Origin of the sequence: Enterocloster sp. OA13 (genome assembly GCF_022440595.1) — a bacterium.
In the GTDB taxonomy this organism is placed as follows: domain Bacteria; phylum Bacillota; class Clostridia; order Lachnospirales; family Lachnospiraceae; genus Enterocloster; species Enterocloster hominis.
Genome location: NZ_JAKNTF010000001.1, coordinates 2,362,879 through 2,382,591, shown reverse-complemented (window position 1 = coordinate 2,382,591; position 19,713 = coordinate 2,362,879). Strand labels below are relative to the sequence as shown.

Below are 19,713 nucleotides of genomic sequence, written 5' to 3'. Positions count from 1 at the left end.
TAATATAAACACAGCGAGTAGCCTGACAGCGTAAGTCCAGTTGTCAGGCTGCCCGTTTTTTGTATCTGTCAGTTGAAGCAATGGATAATGGAGGTAGGATATGACCAGGGAAGAAGCATTGGAATTAGTGGAGAGGATGCCGTATATAAGGACAATCATGGTGGCAAATGACAAACTGCGTCTGGAACTGTATCAGGGTGCCTTGGCATCCAATGACCCGGTAGAATGGATTAAAGTGATAAAAACCAACTACATCCGGCAGAACGACAGGGCGGCAAGGCGATATCCGGATGAAGCGGAAATGGAATCAGCGGGCAGGGCCAGGGAACTGCTGTATGGTCAACTATCTGAGGCTTTGGGGATTCCTGTCAGGGATTTGGATGGGTTCATAGAAAAACATATTAAAGACACTTTTTGAGCAGGCTGCGCAGACAAAAATCACACCAGCCGCAGCGTGTTCCCGGGATTTTCAGTGTGAGACCGGACACCTGCGATACGGGCAGAACCGCACTCCTCCCGGAACTGGTGTGATGGGATAATTTTACCACGACAATGTATGAAAGGCAATATCTGTTTTGATGAGGCTTAGCGGTCTGGCGGAAAAGCGGTCTGGCGGAAAAGCAGTCTGGTGGAAAAGCAGTCTGGCGGAACAGAAGTCCGGCGGAAAGGCAGTCCGGCAGGTTAGCGGATACCATGTACTTGAAAGCCTCCATAAAAAGGGAGGAGCCGGCAGGGATTACTCCCTCCGGCTGTATTATGAAAAAAAGTCTTATAAGCAATGTCATATAAAGCAATGTTCTTTATGTTTTCTAGTATATCCATCAAATATGAGCAGATTATAGATGAAATATGAACAGATTGTAAGAAGTTTGTAAATGAAATATGATGTGGAAATATAATCATTTATGGTATAATTCCCCTTAAAGGGAGGTGTATTGTTTTGAGGAATGCAATTAAAAATGTTATCATGTCATTGCTTGTATGTATCATGCTTCCTTTGACAGGGATGGTTTCCCTGGCAGGGCAGTGGGAGCAGGATAATCTGGGAATCTGGAGTTACAGGTATCATGACGGGGATTTGTTAAAGGACAACTGGTACTGGATTGACGGGAATCTGGATGGGACGGCTGAATGCTATTGTTTTGATGCACAGGGCAGCATGTACCAGAACACGGTTACACCCGATGGATATACAGTGGATTCCTCCGGGGCATGGGTTGAGGATGGCGTCCTGCAGACCCGGACAATCCAGCGGGATGGGACAGGCAGGCCATTTGGCATGGCATCCTTAAATGGCAGCGTCCTTTCCAATGAATGGTCGGATTACCGCATTGTCATCCCTCCGGGCAGTGATATGAAGGATACGGTGGCATACATGGAGGCCACGGAGGCGGACCCGGAGCATTATGACCTCAATATGCTTACAACGGATGAGCAGGGCAGCTTTTCCATGTTCATCTGGTATTATAAGGATAGTGAACCCGGGATACCGGCAGCCAGTCAGATGAGGAAACACAATTATGATTTGATACACCGGTACAATTACCCGGAACCGTTTGTGGAGATGGAACTGACGGTAGGAGGACATGGATTCAGCGCAACCAGGTTTTACGGCTGGGGTTATGGTCATATCCAATTTAAAAGAAAAGTGGATGATATGGTTATGGATATGACATTTTCCTATCCTGACAGACCGGAGTCTGAAGAAAAGGTCATGCATTTTATTGAAAGCATCATGCCGGCAGACGGCGTATAAGAAAGAGCAGGATAACGATATGTTATACCAGATAAAGGACGGAACTGTGTCGGCAGGGGGAAAGGTCATCCTGTCCCACATTGATTTTGAGATACACGGAACAGAGAAGATTGCAGTGGTTGGGAAAAATGGGGCGGGTAAGACCACCTTATTGAATGTGATTGCAGGGGCAATCCCTCTGGACCGTGATGATAAAAGGATGGGGCCGGGGATTTTGTGTTCCAGGAAGGTGATGACCGGAATGCTGTCCCAGCAGGCGTTTGCGGATGAACACCGGACCGTGGAGGAACTGCTTTTGTGGTCCTGCCCCTTTAGGGACAGCTTTGAACGGGAGCGGTTTGAGTATGAACGGGAATATGACAGGCTGTTTACCGGCCTTGGATTTGCAAAAGAGGACAAGAAAAAGCCCATATCCCGGTTTTCAGGAGGGGAACAGACCAAGATTGCCTTAATCCGCCTCCTGCTTGAAAAACCGGATATCCTTCTGCTGGATGAACCTACCAACCATCTGGACACGGAGACCTGTGAATGGCTGGAGGGTTATATGGGACAGTACGGCAGGGCGGTTGTGATGGTTTCCCACGACCGCTTTTTTCTGGACCGCACGACGGATGTGGTCTATGAACTGTCGGAGGGCAGGCTTACAAGGTATCCGGGAAATTACACGCATTACAGGGAAGAGAAGCTTAAGAAGATACAAATCCAGAAAAAGGCTTATGAGCGGCAGCAGGAGGAACTGGAGCGTCTGGGCGGCCTGGTGGAGCGTTTTAAGCATAAGCCCAATAAGGCATCCTTTGCACGGGCAAAGCGCAAGGCCATGGAGCGTATGGAGCGGGTGGACAGGCCCCAGGAGGATGACAGCCATATCTTCACTGGAGAGATAATACCGGAGGTCCCAGGGAGCAAGTGGGTGTTCACTTCTGAACATCTGAAGGTCGGTTATGACAAGGCGCTGCTGGAAATAACAATGCGCATACGCAAGGGGCAGAAAATAGCAATTCTTGGTTCCAACGGGGCAGGGAAGACAACGTTCTTAAAGACCGTGGCAGGCTTCCTTCCGCCTGTGGATGGGGAATTCTCACTGGGGAACCATACCACTATCGGATATTTTGACCAGCACAGCGCGGGACTTCAGTCAGGGAAAACCGTATTTGAACATTTTACAGGTGTATTTCCCTCCCTTACGCAGAAGGACGCCAGGAGCATTCTGGGCGCCTATCTGTTCGGAGGCCGGGAGGCGGAGAAGAAGGTGTCTTCCCTGTCCGGCGGGGAAAAGGCAAGGCTGGTCCTGGCTGAACTGCTGCAGAGCCGCCCGAATTTCCTGGTCCTGGACGAGCCTACCAACCACATGGATATACGGGCAAAGGAGAACCTGGAATCCGCATTCCGTGCTTATAAAGGAACCATACTTTTTGTGTCCCATGACCGGTACTTCATACGGCAGATAGCGGATGCCGTGCTGATATTTGAAAACCAGGCCGTGATGTATTATCCGTTTGGATACGAACATTATCTGGAACGGAAGAAGAAGCAGGAGGAGGGAGCCGCCATCGGGGCCCAGATTAAGGCCGAGGAGCAGGCCCTGATTGCCGGTATGCGTGCGGTGCCAAAGGCAGAGCGCCACCGTCTCCGGGAAATTTCTACTGAGTCAGCTTATGCGGACTGGAAAATGAACCTGGCCCTGGAACGTCTTGCCGCGGCAGGGGAAAAGGCAGAAGCGGCGCAGATACGGATGCAGGAATTATATGGGCGCTGGCTGGACTCAGAGGCCTTCTGGGCAGGAGGGGACTGGCCTGAGATGGGACTCTACCAGGAACTTGCCGGACAGTATGAGGAAGCATTCAGGGGATGGCATGAAGCATGTATGGAGTGGCTGGACACGGCCGGGGAGACCGGCGTGTACTGTATGGATATCGGTGATGGGATTGATTAGATGTGTATGGGGGTGATGGCTGGTATGGTATCTATGGTATCGGTTCATGTGACACGCGACAGCGTATGCATGGGGGATGACTGCTTTGACAACAGCCGGGATTTCATGTTGGACGGGACGCTGGACTGGGGAGGATTTATGTCGGTCATGCTGAGCGGACATTTTTTACCGAATGTATCCGGCAATGATGTGGTATGGGTTCTCACTGACATCCGGGGAATGGAGCTGTTCACCTATTTTACCAAAGAGGAAATGCTCATAAGCCATACGGCGGACAGGGGACTGGCCGCTTTTCTGGAGCATGGGGCCGGACTGCATTTTAAGTATTATGCTTCCAGGGAACAGCGGAGGAGCGCGCTTTATGACAGATTTGGCGGACAGATGTTCCATTTATGGAATGATGGCTGGCTGAATGAATATAAACTGCTCTGCGGGGAAGAGGTTAAGACAGGGCAGATGGTTGTAATTCCCCATTCTGATAAAAGGGGTGGAAAGCTTTGTGGTTTAGCACGGGGATTAATGGGAAAAATTGGATTGAGACGGTGAGGGATGGAAGAATATGGATGCCGGCTTAAAGAAAGCCAGGATTGTCAATTCCCGGTCTTTATGATAGACTGATAGGCGGCAGTCATAAAAGGAAAGGATGTCTGAATGGAAATACTTCTCATTAAGATAGCAGTCATTGGCGGACTTTGGAGCGCCGGCATGTTTGCTATTAACAAAATATTCGGGATTATCCTGAAACGCAAGGAACAGATTCACATCAAATTCTTAAGAAGCATGTCAAAGGTCTTATTGTCCATTGTGGCATGTATCTGTATCAGCGGCCTGTTTACCACCACAAAGGCGCTGAGCGCAACCCTGCTGACCAGTTCTTCCCTCCTGGTCGCCATCGTGGGTTTTGCGGCCCAGCAGGTATTGGCCGATGTGATCAGCGGCATCATGCTCAGCTGGTCCAGGCCCTTTAACCTGGGGGAGAAGGTTAATATCAGCAGTCTGGGGATATCGGGGATTGTGGAGGACATGACGGTGCGCCATACGGTCATCCGCACATATCACAACAGCCGGATGATCATACCCAACAGCGTGATTAACAAGGCAATCATAGAAAACAGTAATTATAACAATGATTATATCGGTAATTATATGGAAATAGCGGTCAGCTATGAAAGTAACCTGGAACTAGCCATGGAAGTCATGCGTGATACCATTGCATCCCATCCCCTGGTGACGGATATCCGGACGGACCAGACCGAAGGGAATAAGGTGAACGTGGCTGTCAAGGAGCTGGGAGATGATGGAATCATCCTGAAGGCCACGGTATGGACCAGGAATCTTGACGATAATTTCGCAGCCTGCAGCGATATCAGGAGGCTGATTAAGAAGAATTTTGATGCAAAAGGCATTTCCATCCCGTACCGGCATGTACATGTCGTGACGGATACGGAAGATGGGAATTGATGAAGCTGATACAAAACCGAAGACACAGATACAAAACCGAAGACACAGATGCAAAACCGAAGATACAGATACAAAACCGAAGACACAGGTGCAGGGCCGAAGACATAGATGCAGGGCCGAAGACATAGATGCAGGGCCGAAGACACAGATTCAGAACTGCAGATTCAGACACAGACACAGGCTGTCCGGTACTCATTTACCGGGCAGCCTGCATTATATAATCATATATTCATTTTACATATCAACCGTCAATCCTGCCTATCTCTTCATCTTCAGCTTTTCTTCCTCAATCGTTACCCGTGACTCATCCAATGTGGTTCCAAGTACCTTTTTAAGTACATCGAATTCCATGGTAGGGGCGTAGTAGAAGCCCTGCTGGTATTCACATTCGTAGCTGTTGAGCGCATTCAGCTGGTTTTCTGTCTCCACGCCCTCGGCAATGATATGTATGCCCAGCTCCTTTGCAATCTGAATCAATCCGCCTGCAATGGACGCGGACTTTGGATTGGTTTCCAGCTGCCATACGAACATGCGCTCCAGCTTGACTGTGTTGACCGGAAGGTCCAGGATACTGGTCACAGGTGCGCAGCCTGAACCGAAGTTGTTCATGACCAGTTCCACGCCCATATCGTACAGCTCCTGCATGGTGATGTTCACATTCAGGTATACACTGGACAGGGCGGTGTCATCCACCTCCAGCGCCAGCTTGCCTTCCGGAATCTGGTAGGTCTCGATTACCCGCTTTACCTGGTCTATGAAATCCTCCTGTACCAGAAGGATAGGGGAGACCGGGATGCAGATGGAATCAAATTCACTGCCCGAGGCAAGCAGCTCTGCAATGCTCTTTCCCGCGTGGTCCAGGGCATAGTATCCAATGGCACGGATCTGTCCTGAGTCTTCTGCAATCGGCAGGAATTCAGCGGCGCCCACAAGACCGATTCCCTGGATGAATATCCGCATGTAGGAATCAGCCCTTGTGAACCGGCCTTCCTTCAGACAGTAGGTGGGACGGTAGCGGACTTCCAGTTCGTGCTTCTCCAGTGCGGTCTGCAGATACATGGCAATGGACTGGCGGCGCACAAACTGCGTATGCATGTTGCTGTCATACACGGACATCTGGTTGGGGCCGCATTCGGCGGCAGAAGCAACGGCAAGGTCCAGCCGCTTAAGAAGCTCGTCCACGTTAGCCGCATGGCCCGGATAGGAACAGAGACCTATCTGTGCAGAGCACAGGCAGTCCACGCCGCGTATCTTCCATACATTCTCAAAACGTTCCAGTATCTCATCCGCCAAATCAGAAGCCTGGCCTTCGCTGTATTGTTCCAGGATGATGATGAACTCAACGCCTATGTAGCGGTATATGTTACCCTCGGCCATCTCACCCAGGTATCCCTTTATCTGTGAAAGAAGTTCTTCACAGTAGTCATAACCGAAGGTCTTGTTCAGGCTTTTAAAGTTTTCCAAATAAAGTTTCAGGACAACGCCCTTGGAAGAGGGGGCTCCCAAGACTTCCTCCAGCCTTTGCAGACAGAGGGCCCTTCCTTCCCCAGCTGGCTCCGCAGGAGTGAATGCAGGTGGTGTGGGCGGCAGTTCTGCCGTGGTTTTATCTTTTTTGTGCTGAAACAAACCCATGATTGTTTCCTCCTTTTTAATTCACAGACAGCAGACTGCCTGCAATTGCATTTCTTCCATTATAATATAAAAGCCAGAAAATCTCAATTTTTATTTATGAAATGTGAGACGAAAAGGAAAAAAACAGAAATAATTTCTTTTTCTTTGCAAATTGACCTAACTATGTTATAATAGCGACAGATATTGCAACAAGGAGAAAAGGCTTTATGAAGATGAATCGCGTGTTTTTAAAATTAAGCGGAGAGGCCCTGGCAGGACCTAAAAAAACCGGTTTTGATGAAGGGACGGTTAAGGAAGTGGCCAGGCAGGTAAAGCTCTCTGTAGACGCAGGTATACAGGTAGGTATTGTGATTGGCGGAGGTAATTTCTGGAGGGGACGTACCAGCGAGGCCATTGACCGGACAAAGGCAGATCAGATTGGAATGCTGGCCACGGTGATGAACTGCATCTATGTGTCGGAAATATTCCGGGGCGCAGGGATGATGACACAGATACTGACCCCCTTTGAGTGCGGCTCCATGACTAAACTGTTTTCCAAGGACAGGGCCAATAAGTACTTTGAGAAGGGCATGGTGGTTTTCTTTGCAGGCGGGACAGGCCATCCGTATTTTTCAACGGATACCGGCATTGCGCTGAGGGCCATTGAGATGGACGCGGACTGTATCCTTCTGGCTAAGGCCATTGACGGGGTATATGACAGTGACCCGAAGATTAATCCGCAGGCTAAGAAGTACGATACCATCTCCATACAGGAAGTGATTGACAGGCAGCTGGCCGTGGTGGACCTTACTGCATCCATCATGTGTATGGAGCACAGGATGCCGATGGCGGTATTCAGTCTCAATGAGCAGGATGGAATTGCCAATGCAATGCAGGGGCGTATCAACGGCACCATTGTGACGGCTTAGGGTGTATTTGAAAGTGGGAAGGAACAATATTAAGCAGCAGGCAAGACTGCATTAACAGGAGGAACTTATGGAAGAACTGAAAATTTATGAGGACAAGATGAATAAGACGCTGGATGTGCTGTTATCTGACTTCGGAACCATCCGGGCAGGACGTGCCAATCCCCATGTGTTGGATAAGCTTAAGGTGGACTATTACGGGACGCCGACCCCTCTCCAGCAGGTGGGCAATGTCTCTGTTCCTGAGGCCCGCATGATTGTAATCCAGCCATGGGAGAAGAGCCTCTTAAAACCCATTGAGAAGGCTATCCTGACCTCTGAACTTGGAATCAACCCAACCAATGACGGTAACTGCATCCGACTTGTATTCCCTGAGATGACAGAGGACCGCAGAAAAGAAGTTTCCAAGGATGTAAAGAAAAAGGGTGAGGGCGCCAAGGTAGCGCTGCGCAATATCCGCCGTGATGCCAATGAAGCTTTTAAGAAAGCAGAGAAGGCAGGGGATATGTCGGAGGACGACCTGAAGGAGGCAACTGAGAAGATGCAGAAGCTGACTGATAAGATGGTGGAGAAAGTAGACAAGGCTGTTGAAGAGAAGACAAAGGAAATCATGACAGTTTAATCCATATAAGTGAATACAGGGGGCAGGAGGGACTCCTGCCTCCTGTTCTATGTAATGGGCCGCGGCACAGCCGGCTGGCGGCAGCTTCACATGAATGGCAGGACAGGCAGGATGTTTCAGGAAAAATGTGGCAGGACTTGCCGGGAAGTGCGGCAGGAACGGTTGAGGATTACAGAAGGACCTGTCGGGAAGTATGGCAGGAACCGGTTGAGGAGTACAGATGGACCTGTCAGGAAGTATGGCAGGAACGGTTGGGAAGTAGGGAAGGACCTGCCGGGAAAGTACACAGGAAAGGCGGATAAGTATGGCATTAGATGAAAATATGGTGATACCGGGGCATGTGGCCCTCATACTGGACGGCAATGGAAGATGGGCGAAAAGGCGGGGGCTTCCCCGGACCATGGGCCACAAGGAAGGTTGCGTCACGGTGGAGAAGACGGTGGAGATAGCTGCGAGGATGGGAATCCGCTATTTGACCGTATATGGTTTTTCCACGGAGAACTGGAAGCGTTCCGCCGAAGAGGTGGGGGCATTGATGCAGCTTTTCCGGTATTATATGGTGCGTCTTCTGAAGATTGCATCTGCCAATAATGTGCGTGTCAGGATGATTGGCGACAGGAGCAGGTTTGCGGCGGACATCATAGAGGGTATCAACCGTCTGGAAAGCCAGACAAAGGATAATACGGGACTGACCTTTGTGATTGCGGTTAACTACGGCGGGCGCGACGAGATACGCAGGGCGGCGGCCAGGCTGGCAAAGGACTGTGCGGATGGGAAGGTGGATACGGACCAGATTGACGAGTCCCTCTTTTCATCTTATCTGGACACGGCCGGTATGCCGGACCCGGATCTTTTAATCCGGACCAGCGGGGAACTCAGGCTTTCCAATTACCTGCTGTGGCAGCTGGCCTATACGGAGATTGTTGTCACCGACTGCCTGTGGCCTGATTTCAATCAGGAGGAATTAGAAAAAGCCATCGTGCAGTATAATAAAAGAGACCGGCGGTTCGGTACGGTAAAATAACCAGTCCATGTTTGCGCAGGCGCTGATTTTCCGTATGTATTAGCGGAAGGTCCTGAGCAAAGATGTGTTGGGATGTGGGAAAGGAGAGGGCCATGTTTACGACCCGATTGATAAGCGGAATCATACTGGTGCTTCTGTCCGTTGTGGTTGTCGGACAGGGCGGCGCCCTTCTGTTCGGCGTCACAGCATTGATTTCCGCCATAGGCCTGTTTGAACTATACCGGGTGCTTGGCATTGAGCGGAAATCCCTGGCGGCCGTGGGGTACGCCACGGCGTGTTCCTATTACGGGATCCTGTGGTTTGAGGGACAGAAGTACATCACATTAATGATCATTGCATCACTGATGGTGATGATGGCGCTTTACGTGTTTACATTTCCAAAGTATAAGACAGAAGAAGTGACGGCCGCCTTTTTCGGCGTGTGTTATGTGCCTGTGATGCTGTCCTTCCTCTACCAGACAAGGGTCATGAATGACGGGGCCTATCTGGTCTGGCTGATTTTCTTAAGCTCATGGGGATGTGACACATGCGCCTACTGCAGCGGCATGCTGCTGGGCCGCCATAAGCTGGCCCCTGTCCTGAGTCCGAAGAAATCCATTGAGGGGGCCGTGGGGGGAGCAGCGGGCGCCGCGCTTCTTGGGTTCATCTATGCGGCTTTTTTCGGCAGGAACATGTCCGGGGTGGATAACCCCCAGCTTGTCTGTGCCGTTGCATGCGCCATTGCGGCCGTCATATCCCAGATTGGGGACCTGGCTGCGTCCGCCATTAAGAGGAACCATGGAATCAAGGATTACGGACGGCTGATTCCGGGGCACGGAGGTATCCTGGACCGGTTTGACAGCATGATATTCACTGCGCCTGCCATTTATTTTGCCCTTACATTCTTAAAATAAATGAATAAGAAGAGTATTTCTTCAGGATAGGGAGAATATAAGTTATGATGAAGAACATTGCAATCCTGGGTTCCACTGGTTCCATCGGCACCCAGACATTGGATATTGTGAGATACAATCAGGACCTGCGCGTCACTGCCCTGGCAGCGGGCAGTAATGTACGTCTGATGGAACAGCAGATACGGGAGTTCAGGCCAAGGCTGGCCTGTCTGTGGGAAGAGGAAAAGGCATCCCTTCTAAGGACCCTGGTGGCGGACCTGGATGTGAAGGTGGTAAGCGGGATGGAAGGCCTGATTGAGGCAGCGGTGGAGGACTCTGCTGAGATGGTGGTCACTGCCGTGGTGGGCATGATTGGAATCCGTCCGACCATCGCGGCCATGGAAGCCGGCAAGGACATTGCCCTGGCCAACAAGGAAACACTGGTGACAGCGGGCCATATCATCATGCCCCTGGCAGAGAAGGCCGGTGTCAGGATACTCCCTGTGGATTCTGAGCATTCCGCCATTTTCCAATGCCTTCAGGGGGCGGCGGGCAATCCTGTCCATAAGATTCTTCTGACTGCTTCCGGCGGCCCGTTCCGGGGATGGACCAGGGAGCAGATGGCTGGAGTTAAGGTGGAGGATGCCTTAAAGCACCCCAACTGGTCCATGGGCCATAAGATTACCATTGATTCCTCAAGCATGGTGAATAAGGGGCTGGAGGTCATGGAGGCCCGCTGGCTCTTTGATGTGGACCTTGACCAGGTGCAGGTGGTGGTACAGCCCACCAGCGTCATCCATTCCATGGTGGAGTTTGAGGACGGGGCAGTAATTGCCCAGCTCGGGACCCCGGATATGAAGCTTCCCATCCAGTACGCCCTCTATTATCCCCAGCGGCGCCATCTTCCTGGCGGCAGGCTGGATTTTACAAAACTCAGGCAGATTGAATTCTCAGTCCCGGACATGGAGAATTTCCGCGGGCTTAAACTGGCCTATGAGGCCGGACGGAAGGGCGGCTCCATGCCCACGGTATTCAATGCCGCCAATGAGATGGCGGTCTCCCTGTTTTTAGATGGCAGGATTGGATATCTGGACATCGTGGACATAATCGGGGAAGCCATGGCCGTCCATAAGGTGCAGGCTGATCCGGATGTGGAGGGAATCCTTAAAGCGGAACAGGAGACATATGGGTTTATAAAGGACAGATGGAACGCATAGAATGTAAAAACAGTGATTAAGACAGAAAGGTTATTGCCGGATGAGTCTGATTATAGCGGTGCTGATGCTGGGAATCATTATAATGATTCACGAATTTGGCCATTTTTTATTTGCAAAGCTGAACGGAATTGGTGTGATTGAATTTTCACTGGGGATGGGCCCCAGGATATGGAGCTGTGAAAAAGGCGGCACCAGATATTCGTTTAAGGCGCTGCCCTTCGGCGGCTCCTGTATGATGCTGGGAGAGGATGAAAATGATTCGGATGAACATGCATTTAACAACAAGTCCGTGTGGACCAGGATATCCGTGGTGGCAGCAGGGCCTGTTTTTAATTTCATTCTCGCATTTCTCCTGTCCCTGGTCCTGGTAGGCGCGCTGGGTTACAATACCACGAAGCTCCTCAGCGTGACCGAGGGGTATCCGGCCCAGCTGGCGGGACTCCAGGCAGGGGATGTGATAACATCCGTCAATGGCAGGAAGGTCCATTCCTTTGATGAGTTCAAGGCGTATCTGTTTACCCATCCTCAGAAGGACCTTGACCTGACCTGGCACAGGACGGACCCGTCAGGCAAGGAGGAATCCCACAGCGCCAGGGTTACGCCAATCTACGTTAAGGACAGCGGCAGCTACGTCATAGGCGTGGGATTTGATGCAATGCCGAGGGCTGTGCAGAATCCGGGCGAACTGCTGGTACAGGGACTGTATCAGGTGCGGTTCCAGATACAATATGTATTTGACACCCTGTCCATGATGGTCCGGGGCATGGTAAGCCTCAATGATATCAGCGGTCCTGTGGGAATCGTGGTGGAGATTGACAAGACGGTGGATGCGGTGGCGCCTGCAGGTGCCATGGCCATTATCCTCATGGTGGTGCAGCTGACCGTACTGCTCAGCGCCAACCTGGGGGTGATGAACCTTCTCCCCATACCTGCGCTGGACGGCGGGCGCCTTGTGTTCCTTATCATAGAAGCCCTGAGAGGTAAACCCATTGACAAGGAAAAGGAAGGCATGGTCCATATGGCCGGAATGATGCTGTTGCTGGCCCTTATGGTGCTTATCCTGTTTAACGATGTGAGGAAGCTGTTCTGACCGGCAGCAAGATGCAAAAGGAAGGGAGAAACATGTACAGGAACCATACAAAGACAATACGGATTGGAAGCCGTGTCATTGGCGGCGGGAATCCCATCCTGATCCAGTCCATGTGCAATACAAAAACAGAAGATGTAAGGGCGACGGTGGAGCAGATCCACCGTCTGGAACAGGCGGGCTGCGACATCATCCGGGTGGCGGTGCCCACCATGGAAGCCGCCATTGCCCTTTCCGGCATAAAAAAGGAGATACACATACCGCTGGTGGCGGATATCCATTTTGATTACCGCCTGGCCATCGGGGCCATGGAGCATGGGGCTGACAAGATCCGCATCAACCCGGGCAATATCGGTGACCATCATAAGGTGAAGGCAGTGGTGGATGCGGCTAAGGCGCGGGATATCCCCATCCGCGTGGGGGTGAACAGCGGTTCACTGGAGAAACCGCTGCTGGAAAAGTACGGAGGCGTGACAGCGGATGGTATTGTGGAAAGCGCCCTTGACAAGGTGAAATTAATAGAGGACATGGGGTATGACAACCTGGTCATCAGCATCAAGTCCTCGGATGTGATGATGTGTGTCAAAGCCCATGAACTGATTGCAGCCAGGACCGGATATCCCCTTCACGTGGGTATCACGGAGGCCGGAACCCTTTATTCGGGCAATATCAAGTCCTCGGTGGGACTGGGAATCATCCTGCACCAGGGCATTGGGGACACCATCAGGGTATCCCTGACCGGCGACCCGGTGGAGGAGGTTAAGACGGCAAAGCTAATCCTGCGCACGCTGGGTCTGAGGAAAGGCGGTATTGAGGTGGTATCCTGTCCGACCTGCGGAAGGACCCGCATTGATTTGATCGGGCTTGCAAACCAGGTGGAAACCATGGTATCGGAGTTTGATGACCTGGATGTGAAGGTGGCTGTCATGGGCTGTGTGGTCAATGGCCCGGGTGAGGCAAAGGAAGCGGATATCGGGATTGCAGGCGGCGTGGGAGAGGGCCTTCTGATAAAAAAAGGCGAAATCATACGCAAGGTGCCGGAGGAACATCTGCTGGCCGTGCTGCGCGCGGAACTGGAAGCCATGCAAAAACAGGTTTAAGTTATAGAAAGAAGCAGGGATATATGGCAAAGTGTTTTCTGGAAGTATTTCCAACTTTAAAGATTGCGGAACCCTTAAAAGAGCTTTTAGGTCTGGTGCAGGTGGAAAAGGTGACCACCACCAGGGATAGAAGCTCTATCCGCATTTATCTGAAAAGCCCCAGGCTCATACATAAACAGAATATATATGATTTGGAAAAGGGGATTAAGGACCAGCTGTTCCCGGACAAACAGGTGGCCATCAAGATTCAGGAAAAATACAGGCTGTCCGACCAGTATACCCCTAAAAAGCTGCTGGACATGTATAAGGAGAGCCTACTGCTGGAACTTAAGAACTACAGCATCATTGAGTACACCATGTTCCGGAAGGCACAGATTAACTTTGACAAGGAAGACCTGATGGTCCTGTCCGTGGAGGACACCATGGTGAACCGGGACAGGACAGGGGAGCTAAAGCGCGTCATCGAGAAGGTGTTTACGGAGCGCTGCGGCCTTCCGGTTGAGGTGGGATTTACCTTTGTGCCGCCCCAGGGCAATGACCGCAGAAGGCAGATTGAACTGAAGATGGAGCGGGAAGCCCAGGCCATCTACTGGCAGAACCACAAGGAGGAACTGGCTGCCATGGGCGGTTCCTTTTCAACGGAAGGCCTGGAGGGACAGGAGCTGGTCCAGGGAACCGGAGGACAGGGAAATGCAGGCAATGGCTTCATGGATCCAGGCGCAGGCGTGCCTGAAAGCGCGCCCTGGGACATGCTCATGGCCCAGGCCTCGGCAGGCGACGTGGGAAGCGATGGAGATACAGGACAGGGAAATGCAGCAGGCTTTGACGGGACCTCATCAAAGGGCGCTGCCCAGGCGTCCGGCCTGAAACAGGCAGGCGGGCAAAAGGACAAGCCGCAGCTTAACAAGGGCCGGAAGGGCTGGGGCAAGGACAGGGATAATGGGTTTGGCGAGGATAAGAAGTATTCGGTCAAACGTTCCAATAACCCGGATGTGCTCTATGGCCGTGACTTTGAGGACGAACCCATGGAGATTGAGAAGATTGACGGGGAGATTGGGGAGGTTACCTTAAGGGGCAAGGTGCTTACCTGTGAGAACAGGGAGCTGCGCAGCGGCAAGTTCATCCTGACCTTTGATGTCAGCGACTTTACGGATACCATAACCGTGAAGATGTTCATCCGTCCCGAGCTTTTTGACGAGGTCAAGGCGGTTATCAGTCCCGGCATCTTCATCAAGGTCAAGGGTGTGACCACCATTGACAAGTTTGACGGCGAACTGACCCTGGGATCCATTGTGGGAATCAAGAAAACAGATGATTTTACCAGCAAGCGCATGGACAACAGCCTGGATAAGAGGATTGAGCTTCACTGCCATACCAAGATGAGCGATATGGATGGCGTGTCCGAGGTCAAGAGCATCATCAAGAGGGCCAAACAGTGGGGCATGCCGGCCATTGCGGTGACGGACCACGGATGTGTCCAGGCCTTCCCGGATGCCAACCATGCCCTGGATAAGGGGGACACGTTTAAAATCATATACGGGGTGGAAGGCTACCTGGTGGATGATACGAAGCAGCTGGTGGAGAATCCGGGGGGGCAGGGCTTTGAGGATACCTTTGTGGTGTTTGATATAGAAACCACGGGTTTCAGCCCCAAGAAGAACAGGATTATCGAGATAGGCGCCGTGAAGGTGGTGGACGGAAAGATAACAGACCGTTTTTCCTCCTTCGTCAATCCGGATGTGCCCATCCCCTTTGACATAGAGAAGCTGACGGGCATCAACGATTCCATGGTGCTTCCGTACCCCAAAATCGATGTGATCCTGCCGCAGTTCCTGGATTTTGTGGGGGATGCCGTCCTGGTGGCCCATAACGCCAGCTTTGACGTGGGGTTCATCAGCCATTTTGCAGAGGAACAGGGACTGCATTTTAATCCTACGGTATTGGATACCGTGACCATTGCAAGGCTGCTCCTTCCCAACCTGAACCGCTTTAAGCTGGATACAGTGGCAAAGGCGCTGAATATCTCCCTGGCCAACCATCACCGGGCGGTGGACGATGCAGGTGCAACGGCTGAGATATTTGCAGCGTTTGTCAGGATGCTCCGGGACCGGGGAGTGACTGATTTGGAAGCCCTCAACGGAATGAGCACCATGGATACGAATACCATCCGCAAGCTGCCTACATACCACGTGATCATCCTTGCCAAGAATGATATCGGCCGTGTCAACCTGTACCGCCTGGTGAGCTGGTCCCACCTGGAGTATTATGCCAGAAGGCCCAGGATACCAAAGAGTATCCTGGATAAGTACCGGGAAGGCCTGATCATCGGTTCTGCCTGCGAGGCCGGGGAACTGTACCAGGCGCTGCTGCGCGGCGCGCCGGACGCGGAGATTGCAAGGCTTGTGAATTTCTATGATTATCTGGAGATACAGCCTCTTGGCAACAACTCCTTCATGCTCCGGGATGAGAAGAGCACGGTGAAATCGGAAGCCGACCTGATTGAAATCAATAAGAAAATCGTGGAACTTGGCATGCAGTTCAATAAGCTGGTATGCGCTACCTGCGACGTGCATTTCCTGGATCCCCAGGACGAGGTGTACCGCAGGATCATCATGGCGGGACAGGGCTTTAAGGATTCCGATGACCAGGCGCCCCTGTATCTGCGGACCACGGAGGAGATGATAAAGGAATTTTCCTATCTGGGACCGGATAAGGCACATGAGGTGGTTGTGACCAATACCAGGAAGGTTGCGGACATGTGTGAGAAAATCGCGCCTGTGCGCCCGGACAAGTGCCCGCCCGTGATTGAGGATTCAGATAAGACCCTGACCAAGATCTGCTATGACAGGGCCCATGAGATGTACGGCGAGAACCTGCCAAAGATTGTTGTGGACCGTCTGGAACGGGAGCTTCACTCCATCATCACCAACGGGTTCGCGGTTATGTACATCATCGCCCAGAAGCTGGTGTGGAAGTCCAATGAGGACGGTTACCTGGTCGGTTCACGAGGTTCGGTCGGTTCCTCCTTCGTGGCGACCATGTCCGGTATCACGGAGGTGAATCCCTTAAGCCCCCATTACCACTGTCCCAACTGCCGTTATTATGATTTTGATTCCGAGGAGGTAAGGAAGTTCTCCGGTATGGCGGGCTGCGATATGCCGGATAAGTCCTGTCCCGTGTGCGGGACCCCTCTTGAGAAGGACGGATTTGACATCCCCTTTGAGACATTCCTTGGGTTTAAGGGGGATAAGGAGCCGGATATCGACCTTAACTTCTCCGGTGAGTACCAGAGTAAGGCCCATGATTACACCGAGGTCATCTTTGGAAAGGGGCAGACCTTCCGCGCTGGCACCATCGGCACCCTGGCGGATAAGACGGCCTTCGGTTACGTGAAGAAGTACTACGAGGAGCGGGGCACACGCAAGCGCAACTGTGAGATTAACCGGATCGTGCAGGGCTGCGTGGGCGTGCGCCGTACCACGGGACAGCACCCCGGGGGCATTATCGTGCTTCCCCTGGGGGAGGAGATTTATTCCTTTACCCCGGTCCAGCACCCGGCCAATGATATGACCACCTCCACGGTGACCACACACTTTGACTATCACTCCATTGACCATAACCTGCTGAAGCTGGATATCCTGGGACACGATGATCCTACCATGATACGTATGCTTCAGGACCTGATCGGCATTGACCCGGTTAAGGATATTCCTTTGGACAGCCGGGAGGTCATGAGCCTGTTCCAGGACACCTCGGCCCTTGGGATACTGCCCGATGACATCGGCGGGTGTCCACTGGGCGCCCTTGGGGTGCCTGAGTTCGGCACGGATTTTGCCATGCAGATGCTTCTGGACACCAAGCCCAAGTATTTTTCGGACCTGGTGCGTATTGCCGGGCTTGCCCATGGTACGGACGTATGGCTGGGCAATGCCCAGACCCTGATCCAAGAAGGAAAGGCCACCATCCAGACAGCCATCTGTACGCGTGATGACATCATGGTTTACCTGATTGCCCAAGGCCTGGAAGAGGGCCTGTCCTTCACCATCATGGAGAGCGTGCGTAAGGGCAAGGGGCTGAAGCCTGAGTGGGAGGAGGAGATGACGGCCCACGGCGTGCCGGACTGGTATATCTGGTCCTGTAAGAAAATCAAATACATGTTTCCCAAGGCCCATGCGGCTGCCTACGTAATGATGGCGTGGCGTATTGCTTACTGTAAGATATTTTATCCACTGGCCTATTATGCCGCGTTCTTCAGTATCCGCGCCAGCGCATTTTCCTATGAAATCATGTGCCAGGGCAGGGATAAGCTGGAATATTATCTGGCTGACTATAAGAAGCGGGCGGATACCCTTTCTAAAAAGGAGCAGGACACCCTCAGGGACATGCGTATTGTCCAGGAAATGTATGCAAGGGGGTATGACTTCATGCCCCTGGATATCTACAGGGCCAAGGCAAGGCATTTCCAGATCATAGACGGCAAGCTGATGCCTTCCCTCAGCAGTATTGACGGACTGGGCGAGAAAGCTGCGGACGCAGTGGTGGATGCGGTAAAGGACGGCATCTTCCTGTCCATTGAGGATTTCAGCAGCAGGGCCAAGGTAAACGGCACCCTGTGCACCCTGATGGCGGATATGGGGCTGCTGAAGGACCTGCCCCGTTCCAACCAGCTGTCCCTGTTTGATTTGTAATGGACATTGGGATGTGTATGTGCATTTTTCAACATGTTCGGCATAATTTACAAATAATTCCTTAAAATATTGCAATAATTTGTAATTTATGGTAAATTAGAAATGTACTTGGACACTATTCATCTGGAATCGAAGAGGAGGAATCAAGCTTATGAAAAAAAGAATATTGGCAATGGCGCTGGCGGCAGTGATGGCCGGTTCCCTGGCAGCATGCGGCGGTTCACCGAAGACAGAGCCGACACAGGCGCCTGCCGGGACAGAAGCACCGGCTGCTGAGAGCAAGGACGAGGGCAAGACGGAGGGTGAGGCGGCCACGGAGGCAGCTGCATCCCAGTCAGGCGGCTATGAGCTGGCCCTGGTCACCGACCTTGGCACCATTGACGATAAGTCCTTTAACCAGGGAGCCTGGGAAGGCCTTAAGAAGTATGCGGAAGAGAACAGTATCACATATAAGTATTACCAGCCCCAGGAAGGCACCACGGACGCCTACCTGGAAACCATCGGACTGGCCATAGAGGGCGGCGCGAAGCTGGTGGTATGCCCCGGTTTCCTGTTTGAGGAGCCGATTTACATTGCCCAGGATAAGTATCCGGACGTCCACTTCATCCTGCTGGACGGGGAGCCTCATGATGCGGAATATAATTACAAGACAGGCGATAATGTCATGCCCATCCTGTTCCAGGAGGACCAGGCAGGCTTCCTGGCCGGATATGCGGCTGTGAAGGACGGCTATACAAAGCTGGGCTTCATGGGCGGCATGGCGGTTCCGGCCGTCATCCGTTTCGGCTACGGATTTGTCCAGGGCGCTGAGTTTGCTGCCGAGGAAGACGGCATCACAGGCGTTGAGGTCATGTACAATTATACCGGCGGATTTGCAGCTACCCCGGAGGCTCAGTCCATGGCTGCTTCCTGGTATCAGAACGGCACCGAGGTCATATTCGGCTGCGGAGGCGCCGTGGGCAATTCCGTGATGGCGGCGGCCCAGGAGAAGAATGCCAAAACCATTGGCGTGGACGTTGACCAGAGCAGTGAATCCGACACGGTCATCACCTCTGCCATGAAGCTGCTTTCCAACTCCGTATATGACGGGGTAAAGGATTTCTACGATGGCAGGTTCCCGGGCGGCAAGACCTCCGTGTTCACGGTTGGGAATAACGGCGTCGGACTTCCCATGGAGACCTCCAAGTTTGAGAAGTTCTCACAGGAGCAGTATGATGCCATATATAAGAAGCTGGCTGACGGCGATATAACGCTGGTACAGTTCTCAGAGGACAACAATGACCCGACAAAGGATCTGACGGGATTGACCAACACCAAAGTCACATATGTAGAGTAGGAGAGGCGGCTGAAGCTTCATTGACACACAGGGTGCCGGATAACAACGGCGCCCTGTGGTATTTTCAGGCCTTCATCCCG

At 52.1% G+C, this 19,713-nt stretch carries 16 protein-coding genes; 15 read left to right on the top strand and 1 reads right to left on the bottom strand.

The window, feature by feature from the left end; all coding sequences use genetic code 11:
• Positions 1–100: 100 nt before the first annotated feature.
• From MCJ35_RS10560 to MCJ35_RS10540, 5 genes are all read left to right on the top strand, one after another.
• The gene (locus MCJ35_RS10560; RefSeq protein ID WP_025487182.1) at positions 101–418 is read left to right on the top strand and encodes a hypothetical protein; all 318 of its coding nucleotides are present in this window, start codon (positions 101–103) and stop codon (positions 416–418) included.
• A gap of 522 nt (positions 419–940) precedes the next feature.
• Positions 941–1,756 carry a hypothetical protein gene (locus MCJ35_RS10555; protein ID WP_025487184.1) on the top strand — a complete coding sequence of 272 codons (816 nt, stop codon included), beginning with the start codon at positions 941–943 and terminating at the stop codon, positions 1,754–1,756.
• 19 nt (positions 1,757–1,775) lie between these two features.
• Positions 1,776–3,689, top strand: coding sequence for an ABC-F family ATP-binding cassette domain-containing protein (locus tag MCJ35_RS10550; RefSeq protein ID WP_025487185.1), 1,914 nt, complete (start codon positions 1,776–1,778; stop codon positions 3,687–3,689).
• 24 nt (positions 3,690–3,713) lie between these two features.
• The gene (locus MCJ35_RS10545) at positions 3,714–4,235 is read left to right on the top strand and encodes a hypothetical protein (protein WP_155858522.1); all 522 of its coding nucleotides are present in this window, start codon (positions 3,714–3,716) and stop codon (positions 4,233–4,235) included.
• A gap of 105 nt (positions 4,236–4,340) precedes the next feature.
• Positions 4,341–5,150 (top strand): mechanosensitive ion channel family protein, encoded by an 810-nt coding sequence (locus MCJ35_RS10540; RefSeq protein WP_025487187.1) that lies wholly within the window; start codon positions 4,341–4,343, stop codon positions 5,148–5,150.
• A gap of 258 nt (positions 5,151–5,408) precedes the next feature.
• Here the strand turns inward: MCJ35_RS10540 and MCJ35_RS10535 are convergent, their stop codons facing one another.
• The gene (locus MCJ35_RS10535; RefSeq protein ID WP_025487188.1) at positions 5,409–6,782 is read right to left on the bottom strand and encodes a bifunctional diguanylate cyclase/phosphodiesterase; all 1,374 of its coding nucleotides are present in this window, start codon (positions 6,780–6,782) and stop codon (positions 5,409–5,411) included.
• A 206-nt stretch (positions 6,783–6,988) separates the two neighbouring features.
• Here MCJ35_RS10535 and pyrH point away from each other — a divergent pair, with 206 nt between their 5' ends.
• The 10 genes from pyrH to MCJ35_RS10485 all read left to right on the top strand — a co-directional run bounded on the left by pyrH (position 6,989) and on the right by MCJ35_RS10485 (position 19,633).
• Positions 6,989–7,690, top strand: coding sequence for a UMP kinase (gene pyrH, locus MCJ35_RS10530; RefSeq protein WP_240299474.1), 702 nt, complete (start codon positions 6,989–6,991; stop codon positions 7,688–7,690).
• A gap of 67 nt (positions 7,691–7,757) precedes the next feature.
• Positions 7,758–8,309: a ribosome recycling factor gene (frr, locus tag MCJ35_RS10525; protein WP_008716239.1), complete on the top strand. Its 552-nt coding sequence runs from the start codon at positions 7,758–7,760 to the stop codon at positions 8,307–8,309.
• A 125-nt stretch (positions 8,310–8,434) separates the two neighbouring features.
• Positions 8,435–8,611, top strand: coding sequence for a hypothetical protein (locus MCJ35_RS10520; RefSeq protein ID WP_155858523.1), 177 nt, complete (start codon positions 8,435–8,437; stop codon positions 8,609–8,611).
• Positions 8,612–8,613: 2 nt separating this feature from the next.
• Positions 8,614–9,333 (top strand): undecaprenyl pyrophosphate synthase, encoded by a 720-nt coding sequence (gene uppS, locus MCJ35_RS10515; RefSeq protein ID WP_008716234.1) that lies wholly within the window; start codon positions 8,614–8,616, stop codon positions 9,331–9,333.
• A 92-nt stretch (positions 9,334–9,425) separates the two neighbouring features.
• A complete protein-coding gene (locus tag MCJ35_RS10510) occupies positions 9,426–10,226 on the top strand; it encodes a phosphatidate cytidylyltransferase (protein ID WP_025487190.1) in 801 nt (266 codons plus the stop codon).
• Between the two features lie 44 nt (positions 10,227–10,270).
• On the top strand, positions 10,271–11,422 hold the full coding sequence (dxr, locus tag MCJ35_RS10505; RefSeq protein WP_025487191.1) for a 1-deoxy-D-xylulose-5-phosphate reductoisomerase: 1,152 nt from the start codon (positions 10,271–10,273) through the stop codon (positions 11,420–11,422).
• 40 nt (positions 11,423–11,462) lie between these two features.
• Positions 11,463–12,512 (top strand): RIP metalloprotease RseP, encoded by a 1,050-nt coding sequence (rseP, locus tag MCJ35_RS10500; RefSeq protein ID WP_025487192.1) that lies wholly within the window; start codon positions 11,463–11,465, stop codon positions 12,510–12,512.
• An 11-nt stretch (positions 12,513–12,523) separates the two neighbouring features.
• Positions 12,524–13,609: a flavodoxin-dependent (E)-4-hydroxy-3-methylbut-2-enyl-diphosphate synthase gene (gene ispG, locus MCJ35_RS10495; RefSeq protein ID WP_268886805.1), complete on the top strand. Its 1,086-nt coding sequence runs from the start codon at positions 12,524–12,526 to the stop codon at positions 13,607–13,609.
• A gap of 23 nt (positions 13,610–13,632) precedes the next feature.
• Positions 13,633–18,297 (top strand): PolC-type DNA polymerase III, encoded by a 4,665-nt coding sequence (locus MCJ35_RS10490; RefSeq protein WP_025487193.1) that lies wholly within the window; start codon positions 13,633–13,635, stop codon positions 18,295–18,297.
• 151 nt (positions 18,298–18,448) lie between these two features.
• Positions 18,449–19,633 carry a BMP family lipoprotein gene (locus MCJ35_RS10485; RefSeq protein WP_025487194.1) on the top strand — a complete coding sequence of 395 codons (1,185 nt, stop codon included), beginning with the start codon at positions 18,449–18,451 and terminating at the stop codon, positions 19,631–19,633.
• The last annotated feature ends 80 nt before the right edge of the window (positions 19,634–19,713 follow it).